We start from the raw sequence: 11,455 nt of genomic DNA on the forward strand, positions 1-11,455 counted from the left end.
GGAAAATCCCAGCTTATGTTTGCATCCGGGTAGTGGTTCTCCATCACCCCGCTGTATTATGAACAGGCCGGTCCGGCGACCGGTACAGACAGAAAGATAACGAGGGCGGCATGGCTGGCCATTCACAGTTCAAGAACATCATGCACCGTAAAGGTGCACAGGACGCAAAGCGTGCGAAACAGTTCGCTAAGGTCATCCGCGAAATCACCGTCGCCGCGCGATCTGGCCTCCCCGATCCGTCAACCAACCCCCGCCTGCGTGCCGCCATCTCCGCAGCACGGGAGGTCAATATGCCGAAAGACACGGTTGAGCGTGCGATCAAAAAAGCTACCGGCACCGGTGGTGGCGATGATTACACCGAAGTTCGCTACGAAGGCTACGGTCCCGCCGGCATCGCTGTAATCGTTGAGGCCCTTACCGACAACCGCAACCGTACCGCCTCCGATGTCCGCGCCGCGTTCTCCAAACATGGCGGCTCCCTGGGCGAGACCAACTCCGTCTCCTTCATGTTCAACCGTACCGGCGTGATCACATATCCCGTCAGCGCGGCTTCCGAGGACGATATGCTGGAAGCGGCCATTGAGGCCGGCGCCGAAAACGTCGTCTCTACCGACGAAATTCACGAAATCACCTGCGCGGTCGAATCTTTCTTTACCGTCAGAGACGCACTTGAGACGAAATTCGGCGAGCCCGAAAGTGCGAAACTTGACTGGCGTCCGGAAAACTCGGTGCCGCTCGATGAAGAGAAGGCCCGCAGCGTCCTGAAACTTCTCGATGCCCTTGAAGACAGCGATGACGTCCAGAACGTATACGCTAATTTCGACCTGCCGGAAGATGTTGCTGCCGCGCTTTCCGCATAAATCCGGATAAGCAGGCACCTGATCGATTCTGGCTTCCACCGGAACACGATCAGCTATAGGGCTTGCTCAGGGCGGGCACGAAGCTCAGATCTTGCGCACCCCATGGAGGCCCGGCGCTTTCAAGGCGTCCAGAGGAGCAAATATGCAGGCTGATCCCCCGGCGCGCTCTGCCGTCGTCGATCTCGGCTCCAACTCCGTCCGTATGGTCGTGTTCGACGGTGTGTCCCGCAATCCGGTACCTATTTTCAACGAAAAGGCCGTTCTGCGTCTCGGGCGCGGCCTGACGACGACCGGGAGGCTGAACGAAGAAGGCGTGGCCCTGGCTGTGGACGTGCTTCGTCGTTTTTACGCCATTGCCCGCGGCATGAATGCTGACCCCTTCGAGATTCTTGCTACCGCCGCCGTCCGCGATGCAGTCAACGGTCCGGAATTCGTTGCTTCCCTGCGTCAGCTGATGCCGGATGTCCCAATCCGCATCCTGTCAGGGATCGAGGAAGCCGATCATTCCGCACTTGGTGTGCTCTGTGGCATTCCGGAAGCCAATGGCCTCGTTGCCGATATCGGTGGTGGTTCGCTTGAACTCATCCGTATTGACAGTGAGGGGCGGCACGATGCCGACACGCTCCCTCTCGGTGTCATCCACCTCAGCGACCGCGCGAGTGGCAATATCGCAAACGCCAAGGTCATTGCTGACGCCGATCTGGCGGGCGTGCAGTGGCTCACCGGGATGCGCGGTAAAACTCTCTATCTCGTTGGCGGCGCGTTCCGCGCACTAGCTCGTCTCGAAATCGCGCGCACGGATTATCCGCTCAATATTGTACATTATTATACGCTGAATCCGCTTGCCGCCCGCGACATGACCGGCTGGCTCATTCAGAGCAATCGCAAGGCTCTTGAGCGTCTGCCAAACGCACCCCGCAAACGTCTGGATGACGTCCCGTTTGCAGCGACCGTTCTCCGTCGACTTATCAGGCGCATTGAGCCGGAAAAAATTGTATTCTGTGTCGACGGACTGCGCGAAGGCTGGTACGCGCTGAACGTCGCTCCTGATCTCCAGTCTCTTGACCCGCTTGAAACTGTTTCCCGCGACATGTGCGCGCGGCTGGGGCGTAGCGACACTCTTCCGAATGCTCTGATCGACTGGATTCAGCCAATCTTCAGAGGTGAGACCGATCATCAGCGTCGTCTTCGCGAGACCGCATGCAGGCTTTCCGATGTTGGCAGCCACGATCATCCGGAATATCGCGCTGAACAGACATATCTGCGTGTGCTGCGATTGCAGGGGGCGGGCTTTGATCATCAGGCCCGGGCTGCTCTGGCCCTCGCTCTCGCCATCCGTTATGAAGCGGAGCCGGACACTGCGTCCTATCTCAGAACATCCCGTTCCCTGCTCAATGATGAGATGTTTACCTGGGGGATTACTCTGGGCCTTGCCCTTCGGCTGGCATATGTTCTCTGCGGCGGCACCGAAAGACTGCTTCAGGGTACGCGTCTTGAACTGAATGATACTGAACTCTGTCTTCATCTGACATCAGCACGTGTTGCGGTGCGCGGAGACGCTGTTCGTCGCCGCCTTACGAGACTTGCTCAGGTGATGAAGCTGTCGGGAATAATGGACGAAGCGCCGCAGACGACCATCATTCCGGGATAAACAGCCATAATTTTATGAAAATATGGACGCACCTCCGTGCAGTGGCGGAATTGCACCAGTTTCTTCATCAGGACATTTTTTGAAAGAAGATGTTCACGAACTTGCGAAAAGCATGGTGCGATGGGTCGTCGTATGCTGTGCATTAGCATTCGGATGTCACGCTGACGGAAACCGGGGAATCAGCCGCTAATGTATAAAATCTGCCAGAGTCGGTTACCTGAGTGGTTGTCATCTGAGATCGGTGCAGGACACTGACCATGTCGGATGAGATATTCTCTCTTGAAGCTGCTCTGAACCGGGGAAAGTCACGGTCTTCGGGCGGACTTACTGTTGTCAGAGTGCTGATTGTCGATGACAATGCAACGGTCCGGCAGATTCTCGGAGACGCTGTGCGTGTCATTGCCGGCGCGGATGTATGCGGCGAAGCAATCGATTCCGAAGAGACTTTTGATCTTATTTCCCGCGCAAAGCCTGATCTGATTGTGATGCGTGCCGATCTGCCGGGCATGAGCGGCCTGCAGATAACCCGTTCGATCATGGTTCGTAATCCGGTTCCGATCGTTGTGATGATTGATGCCCAGTCATCTGATCCCGAAATCGCTTTTGAAAGTCTCCGTTCCGGTGCGCTGGCGCTGATCCCGCGTCCGGTTTCTGGTTCTGAAACTTCGGATGTCATCGGACATATGGTCGCGTGTGTCCGCACAGCGATGACTAGGAAAGGCGCTCAGTTCCGGATACCGGATACGCCGCCGTTGCTGGCTTCTTTCAGTCCGCCACGTCTTATCGCGCTGATAGCAGATGCCGGTGCGACTGGTTCGCTCATGCGTATGCTTGATGACTTACCTCCGCTGAGCGTTCCGGTTCTCCTGTCGGTCGATATCGACAATGCATTTTTTCCTGCTTTTGTGTCATGGCTGGATGCGTCTATTCGACAGGAAGTTGTGGCTGCGGCACCTTCTGGCGAAGGGGTTCTGGCGCCCGACAGGATTTATGTGCTTTCGTCCGAAATGATTGCAACGGTAACACCCGGAGCAACTCTTTCCATATCGGCTCCGCCCCCTGGCCAGTCGAGTGCCGGAATCGGAGATGTCTCGGCAGCCGATCTGCTGTTATTTACGATGGCGCAGTCGCTTGGCTCCGCGGCAATGGCAGTTCTTTTTGGGCATATTGGTAACGCAGGAGTCTCGGGCCTCCTCGCGATAAAGCGGATCGGGGGATGCACGCTTGCGGAATTTCCTGCCCTCTGCCCTTTTGCCCAGGCGCCGGTTCTGGCCAGCCAGATCCATGCTTCAGAAATCTGTGGGTCACCTGCCGATCTTGCGATCTGTCTGCGCGACATAGCTGATTGTCACGATAAAACAGGTCGCGTGTCATGACGGGAGCGTTGCCGCGTGTGCTTCTTGTAGAAAATGCGGCAACGCTGAGTCTCCGGATCGGTCGCGCGCTTGAAAGTTGCGGCTTTATAGTAGAAAGCGCCAGCAGCGCTGAAATTGCGCTTGAGAGTCTGGACAGATGGATTCCGGCTATCGTCGTCACGGATCTGGATCTGCCGGGCATGACGGGCGAACAGATGGCGCGTCAGCTTCGGCTCAATCTGGCAACGCGTGCCCTTCCCATTATTCTGCTAATGGACGGTCATCAGCCTGACAAAGAGCGTCAGGCGCTGCTTGCTGGCGTTGATGCCTGTATTCCGCGCTCAGCGGACGCACGTTTTCTCGCATTTCGTATCCACGCTCTTCTGCGAGGATATCATGCGCCGCGGACCACGCCAAAAGAGCCGTTCCGTCGTCCGACAATCGCCGTTGCTACAGGTGCTGGTGGAGCGTTGATGGCCTGGGCTCCACCCGATGTAACGCGTGGCAGCAGTCTGCTAAATCCGGCGCTGGCAAAAGATACGCCTGCTATCGTCGATCTCCTGCGCGGAGAAGGGATGAAGGTCATCCTGCTCGGCGGATCAGATCTCTCATCGCCGGAACACTGGATTGATGCTGTTGACTGCGCTCTGATTGATCTGTCCTGTCCGCTTTTTGACGGGTTGTCACTTTGTCGGATGTATAATGTGTGCCGTGCGGGTAACAGTATTTCCGGTGGTGCGTCTCTTCGCCTTCTGGGCTTTATGGATGCCCGGCAGAATCGTGACGGATTTGTCGCAGCGGTCTATGCTGCGGGTTCTGATGACCTGGTTGATTCCAGTATCTGCGCAGAATTTCTGTTGTTGCGTATCCGTGTTCTCCTGCGTCGGAAGGCTCTTCTTGAAGAAACCTGCCGAAGTGAAGCCGAGCGCGTCGCGCGTAAGGCGGCAATGGAGGGGGCGCGGGCAAAAACTGTTCTGGCCGAAGCCCTCGAACAGGCAAATGACGAACTTGCCGACGCCAATCGCAAGCTGATCGACGCACAGACCAAACTTGTGCAGTCTGCAAAAATGGCATCGCTCGGCGAACTGGTCGCCGGTATCGCGCATGAATTCAATAATCCTCTTGCCTTCGTTCTGGCGCACGAAGACACTGTAGCCCGTAACCTCGAACGTGCACTTGCTGCTCTTCACGCGGGACATATCCCGGAAGCGCATGCGATGCTGGAAAAGAGTCGTGATCGCCTCGGAGCTTCCTCAATGGGGCTCGGGCGTATGCGTGATCTCGTCAGCAGTCTCAGAAGATTTTCCCGTCTCGATCAGGGCGCTTTCGATGACGTGAATATGCCGGAAGCTATCAACACGGTTCTCGCCCTGCTTAAGCCAAAACTGGAAGACAAAATAAGCATATCCTGCGATTTTAAGGCTCCGTCCGTACTTCGCTGCCAGATGGCTCTGGTGCATCAGGTGGTCATGAACGTCATCAGCAACGCAGCCGACGCTTTTACTACACCTGAACGGACGCGGGCAGATGATCCACTGCACAAAGGTCGCAGGGATACAGAGGCACCGTGGATCAGAATTGCGACTTACATTGAGCCGGCTGATTTTTCTCGTCCTGACGGAGCAACTGAACAATATGTCATTACCGTCAGTGATAACGGGCCGGGTATTCCACCGCTCCTGCGAGAACGCGTATTCGAGCCGTTTTTTACAACCAAACCGGTAGGGGAGGGGACTGGTCTCGGCCTTGCGACAGCGTATGGTATTGTAAAGGCGCATCACGGAATCATTGATGTGACTGAATCTTCTGAAGGCGGCGCATGTTTTTCAATTTCTGTTCCGATCTTGCCGCATCTGTCTGACCCACGGGCTACGACAGATATACATATCACCGAGGTTCATCATGAAAATGTCTGATCCTCTTTTTTCGGCCAGTGCGACAGAGCGGGATAAGGTGCTTATTGTTGACGATGAGACAGAAATTCTTGTTGCTCTGACGGATCTGCTCGAAGACGAGTTTGATATACTCAGTGCCGTATCGGGTCAGGAAGCTCTTGTCGTCCTTGCGGATCATCCGGAAATCTCGGTTATTATATCAGACCAGAGAATGCGGGATATGACCGGCGACATCTTCCTCGCAGAAACCCGATCATATTCTGATGCCGGAACTATTCTTCTGACGGGTTACGCGGAGCTCGATACCGTCGTCGGCGCACTGAATCGCGGTGCCATTACATTTTATGCTTCTAAACCATGGGAGCCCGGCGCTCTGCGCGCCATGGTGCGCGAGGCTGCTACTGCCTGCCGAACTCGTCGCGCGCTGGCCATGGAACGCGCGATGCTGCGCAGTCTGTTCGATAATCTTCCACTTGGTCTTGCCTTTACGGACGGACGCGGACGTATCACGCGGCTTAACGACCTGGCGGCACTCTCTTTTGGGCGTCCACTGAAAGACTGTCTGGGGCATACAGAAGGCGAATTGCTCCCGGAACCGTCCCCGACAACGGATATCAGAAGCAATGACAGGCAGGATCTTGTCAGAAGAACGAGCTCCGACGGACGCGAACACTGGCACCGCATTTCCCGTGTAACACTCGATACGCCTGTCGGTGCACAGGGTAAAAATCAGACGGCGGTCACTATGCCGGGGACGGGCACCATTTCTGTGCTGATTGACCAGGACGTTACCGATCTGATTGAGATGGAAAAGCGAGCACGCCAGGCTGACAAAATGCAGGCGATCGCAACGCTGGCGGGGGGCATCGCCCATGATTTTAATAATCTGCTGACGGCCGTCCTCGGTTCTCTCGAACTCGTAACAGATCTGCAGCCTCCGACTGATCCGAATGTCGCGCGTTTGTTCACCAATGCTATGGATGCTGCCCGTCGTGGTGCTGTTCTGACTCAGAAACTGCTCGATTTCAGCCGTCCCCGTGACCTCGCGCGTCGCCCGGTTGATGTTCCGAAACTTCTCGGGCAGATGCAGGGATTGTTAACTCAGAGCATTGGCGGAGGTGGTCCGCGCGCTATTCCCGTTCGTCTCGATCTTCCTGGCTCGCGTCTTCCGTTCGCTTCAACCGATCCGTCCTTACTGGAAGTCGCACTGGTCAATCTTTGCCTCAATGCCCGCGATGCACAGCCAAAGGGTGGAGAGATTATCATCTCGGCCCGGGAGGCGACCATCAGTCCGGACAGTGCTGTTGTTGCAGATAAAGGAGACGGACGCACCAGCCGGCCGCTTTCGCCTGGGCAATATGTCGTTATCACCGTCAAAGATCGGGGCGTCGGAATGTCGCCTGAAACACAGGCACGTATTTTTGAGCCGTTTTTCACCACGAAATCAGTCGGTAGTGGTATCGGTCTGGGCCTTCCCATGGTCTATGGTTATATGCAGCGCAATGGTGGAGATGTACGTGTTGTCAGCACCCCTGGCGCAGGAACTTCGATCGCATTGTGGCTCCCTGCTATCCATGCGGAGGCAAATTCCCAGTCAGATTCGGACAAAAATAATGATACGGCGCCTGGGCCGGCAGGGGGGCGCAGTATTCTCGTCGTCGACGACGATCCAAATGTAGCTGCTGTGACAGTCGGTTTTCTCAAAAAAGCCGGGTTCGTGGTTATGGAAAGTCATAGCGGATTGCAGGCTATTGAACTGGTCAGGCAACGTCCGGATATAGGATTGATCATAATGGACCTTCTCATGCCCGAGATGAATGGTGATGAATGCGCGCGTCGTATTGCGATTCTGCGTCCGGATCTGAAGGTTCTTTTTGTGACAGGCTTTGCTGACCGGGCTATTCTCCCTGAACATGCTAGGGTGCTTCCTAAACCGTTCACTCGTGATGCTCTGTTGTCTGGTGTTGAGGAACGATTTTCTGCATGACGACCAGTAAGATATATTAAAATATGGATTACATAGTCTGTATAATATAAAACAATTAATTTAAAATATAGATTGCATTAATTGTCTTGTATTTCTATGATGTGTATAAAATAATTATTTTATTTTATACTGTGTATATTCTGATATGCCAGACTGGATGACAAAACAGAACAGCGACTCCCGTAAGTGTCTGACGCAGAAAAAGAGCAGGAAATGGATTCAGGCAGGAGCGCTTCTATGTAAAGACACGAATAATAGCGTCATTCAAAATGAAGGGATTATGAATGACCGCATATATACGCATTGATAACAGCTGCAGTATCGCTGCAGAAGCAATGACAAAGGGCCGGTAAACGATGGCCTTTAATGTAACGATGCAGACAGGTGCCAGTTTTCTGACATCACCGTCTGCCGGCTATGGTGAAGCTCTCGGTCCTGGATCGAAAAGTTTTGGCTGGCTGATTTCAAGTCTGGGAACTAACTCTTTGTTCTCAGCGGCCGGAACGACCGTAGAGATCGAAGTGATTTTTACCGGTACGTCTGTCGTAACACGTAACTCCATCGTCGCAATGCAGGATGGACTCATCGCGCTGGCGGTGACACCCTCCGGGACCGTACAGGCGTATGTTGGAAGTCTGAAAAGCGGCATTCAGGTCTCTGCGACCTCATCCACGACGATTCTCGACGGCAATCCTCATCGCATCGCAGCTGTCTTTGATGGTGTCAGCGCGCTTGTGTTTATCGACGGTGTGCTATCGGGCACGACCGCCTGCACATCGGCGGTGCTCGCTGCGATCAGCTGGACAAGCAGCCAGTGGGGTATCGGATATTATCCTGGTTCTTCACAGCCATACGTCAACCAGGGTACCATCGACGAAATAGCGGTATTTTCCCCTGCGAGGCATACCGCTGCCTACACACCTGCGACTGCACCTTACACAGGGGCTGAGGCCGGTCTTGTCGCGCTTTACCACCTTGATGGAGACGGAACTGACAGTAAGGCTACTATTACGGTCTCCACGACATATACGCTGGCCGGTCCGACCTCTCTGACAACAGGCTCTGCCGCAACCTACACTCTGGTCCCTGATGGAAGCGGGCCAGCGAGCGCGGTCACAATTACACCCGTTTCATCGCTCTCTGGTGTATTCAGTCCTGAGTCTGTCACTCTCCAGGCCAGTTCGACAGCATCCGCGACGTTCACGTTTACAGCTTCCACGACCGGCACCGGCACGCTTTCCACAACAAACAATGGAAGCCTTACAGATCCGGCCACTCTTTCAATTTCAGCGACATCAGCCAGTACGCCTTTCAGCACCTATACGCTGACTGGTCCGTCCTCTCTGACGGCGGGGAGCGCGAGTACATTTACCGTGACACCGGGAGCAGGTTCCGCTGCTGGCAGTGCGATTACGATTACACTGGCAAGTACGCTTGCCGGAACATTCTCTCCGGCAACTGTCACAATTCCTGCCGGATCGACAGCAGCGGAAACATTCACATTTACGCCCGATAATGCCGGTTCTTCCGGAACGCTCAGCAGTACCAATAACGGCGGTCTTACTAATCCGCCGGCGCTTACAGTATCCACGCCGGCCGCTTTCAGCACTTATACGCTGAATGTCCCGTCAGCCATGACTGAATCGGTTGCTGCAACCTGCACAGTGACGCCCGGAGCAGGAGCAGCCAGGACCAGTGCCGCCGTCATTACCCCCCAGTCTACGCTAGCGGGGACCTTCAACCCCACAACGGCAACGATTCCCGCAGGAAGCACATCGGCTGTTACTTTTTCCTTTATCCCAGATGCAACCGGCACCGGCACAATCAGCACGACAAACAACGCATCACTTACCAATCCGTCCGGAACAACATTTTCGGTTACTGCTGCGACCACATCATTCACGACTTATACACTGACAGGGCCGGCTTCATTAACGGCTGGCTCGGCTTCCGGTTACACGATCACACCCGGATCAGGAGCAGCGCTTTCGACCGCGGTTACTATTACGCCGGCATGCACTCTCAGCGGAACATTCAGCCCGTATTCGGTGATGATTCCTGCTGGTTCCACAGCGGCTCAGACATTCAGATTTACACCCGGGGCAGCCGGGGCAGGGACGCTCAGCGCGACCAACAGCGGCAGCCTTACCAACCCTGCTTCCATGTCGATCGCCGTTGCTGCTCAGGCAGTACAGACAGGACCGATGAACAATGCGGCCATTACTTATTCACCTTGGAACTGGTCGGTTTCCGCAACCGGCGCTGTGTCAGCAAATCCCGGAGCATATCTGAACTTTGGATTTACAGGGAGCACGCTCCAGATTATCTGCGATGTCAGTGCGAACAGTGGACCTCTGCCTGAATTCTATGTTGTCATCGATGGACAGGCTCCCCAGTTGTTTACTGCGGCGTCAACAGTGACGGTCGCTATGCCTTCGACAACGTCATCGTGGTCAACGCATACGTGTGAACTGATTTTCAAATCCTCTACATGTACGGAGAACCGGTGGTCGCCGCAGCAAACCAGTCTTGTGATTACAGATATTACCCTGTCATCTGATGCCTCACTGTCGGTTATTGCGCCATTTGAGAAAAAAATTCTGGTGTATGGGGACAGTATTACAGAAGGCTATCAGTCGCTTCAGAAGCTTGCCAGCACAACCACTGACGCAGCGGTAAGCGATGCAAGTCTTGCCTGGGGATATCGCCTTCGTCACGCGCTTGGCGTTGAAGTTGGAATTGTAGCCTTTACAGGATCTGGTCTGACCGTCACGGGAAACGGTAACGTGCCGCCTTTGACGGCTACATGGAATCAGCTTTGGAATGGCCAGCCGCGAGATTTCACGGTAGCTCCCGATGTAGTTGTCATGAATGAAGGGACAAATGATGGTGCGCACAATGCGTCGCAGAGTGCTGTTCAGACTGCCGCAGTGACCGTTTTGAAAAATCTGATCGCAACCTGTCCATCCGCCCGTATCGTTGTTATGCAGCCGTTTCAGGGTAACGGGAGTTACTTCACTACTACCGCCCGGACGACTGTTACCGCGGCGCTTCAGGCCGCTGTAGCTGAATGCACCAACGGCTTGGTCAGATGGGTCTCGACAGATGGCTGGTTCACCTCAACCATGCCATCGGCAGATGGCACACATCCACTTGGTGTATCCACAATACAGGACATTATGCCTCCGGCTGTGACAAGCCTCGCTTCACTCACCCAGCAAAATCTTCGGGTTTATTCATTTTTCTGACGTTATCAGTTTTTCATAAGAGAAAAGCACTCCTCCTTTCTGCAGGAGGAGTGCCTAGGCTCAGGACCTGTTAATTTATTGAACTGAGCGAGACGTTGTGATTCACAGGCTTACCAATGGAGGTGAGGCTGTGAGTGCCGTGTTTTTGCTGTCTGAGAGCCAGATGGAGCGGATTGAGCCGTTTTTCCCACTGGCGCACGGAGTGCCACGTGTGGATGACCGGCGTGTTCTGAGCGGGATCGTTTATGTGATCCGCAACGGTCTTCAGTGGAAAGACGCCCCGAAAGCGTATGGTCCGCACAAGACTTTATATAATCGCTTCATCCGGTGGAGCCGCCTGGGTGTCTTAGAGGTGGTCCCCATTTTTCGGACAGGGCGATAAGCTATCATCTGGCCTGAACGAGGACGGGTTTTATGGGCAAGGTTACGCGGAAACGGTATGCGGCAGAGTTCAAGTCA

6 protein-coding genes and 1 pseudogene are annotated in these 11,455 nt (G+C 54.7%); all 7 read left to right on the forward strand.

The genetic code is table 11. The features are described from left to right. Positions 1 to 110 precede the first annotated feature (110 nt). Positions 111 to 860 (forward strand): YebC/PmpR family DNA-binding transcriptional regulator, encoded by a 750-nt coding sequence (locus GOB93_RS18395; protein ID WP_173584898.1) that lies wholly within the window; start codon positions 111 to 113, stop codon positions 858 to 860. A 142-nt stretch (positions 861 to 1,002) separates the two neighbouring features. Continuing rightward, positions 1,003 to 2,511 (forward strand): Ppx/GppA family phosphatase, encoded by a 1,509-nt coding sequence (locus GOB93_RS18400; RefSeq protein ID WP_173584899.1) that lies wholly within the window; start codon positions 1,003 to 1,005, stop codon positions 2,509 to 2,511. Between the two features lie 257 nt (positions 2,512 to 2,768). Continuing rightward, positions 2,769 to 3,887 carry a chemotaxis protein CheB gene (locus GOB93_RS18405; RefSeq protein WP_173584900.1) on the forward strand — a complete coding sequence of 373 codons (1,119 nt, stop codon included), beginning with the start codon at positions 2,769 to 2,771 and terminating at the stop codon, positions 3,885 to 3,887. Next, positions 3,884 to 5,782, forward strand: coding sequence for a hybrid sensor histidine kinase/response regulator (locus GOB93_RS18410; protein ID WP_173584901.1), 1,899 nt, complete (start codon positions 3,884 to 3,886; stop codon positions 5,780 to 5,782). Before GOB93_RS18405 ends, GOB93_RS18410 begins: the two co-directional genes overlap by 4 nt. Next, entirely contained in the window at positions 5,775 to 7,748 is a 1,974-nt protein-coding gene (locus tag GOB93_RS18415; RefSeq protein WP_173584902.1) for a response regulator, read from the forward strand. The genes GOB93_RS18410 and GOB93_RS18415 overlap by 8 nt, the downstream gene beginning before the upstream one ends. A 485-nt stretch (positions 7,749 to 8,233) precedes the next feature. Continuing rightward, the gene (locus tag GOB93_RS18420; protein ID WP_173584903.1) at positions 8,234 to 10,996 is read left to right on the forward strand and encodes a GDSL-type esterase/lipase family protein; all 2,763 of its coding nucleotides are present in this window, start codon (positions 8,234 to 8,236) and stop codon (positions 10,994 to 10,996) included. 163 nt (positions 10,997 to 11,159) lie between these two features. After that, positions 11,160 to 11,342, forward strand: a pseudogene (locus GOB93_RS18425) (transposase); the annotation flags it as partial. Positions 11,343 to 11,455: the final 113 nt, after the last annotated feature.

It is taken from the genome of Acetobacter musti, from assembly GCF_011516835.1.
GTDB classification, from domain to species: Bacteria; Pseudomonadota; Alphaproteobacteria; order Acetobacterales; family Acetobacteraceae; genus Acetobacter; species Acetobacter musti.

Excerpts from the sequence above, each read along its gene's own strand:
- GOB93_RS18405 (WP_173584900.1), top strand. The coding sequence starts at position 2,769 with ATGTCGGATGAGATATTCTCTCTTGAAGCTGCTCTGAACCGGGGAAAG.
- GOB93_RS18395 (WP_173584898.1), top strand. The coding sequence starts at position 111 with ATGGCTGGCCATTCACAGTTCAAGAACATCATGCACCGTAAAGGTGCA.
- GOB93_RS18415 (WP_173584902.1), top strand. The coding sequence starts at position 5,775 with ATGTCTGATCCTCTTTTTTCGGCCAGTGCGACAGAGCGGGATAAGGTG.
- GOB93_RS18410 (WP_173584901.1), top strand. The coding sequence starts at position 3,884 with ATGACGGGAGCGTTGCCGCGTGTGCTTCTTGTAGAAAATGCGGCAACG.
- GOB93_RS18400 (WP_173584899.1), top strand. The coding sequence starts at position 1,003 with ATGCAGGCTGATCCCCCGGCGCGCTCTGCCGTCGTCGATCTCGGCTCC.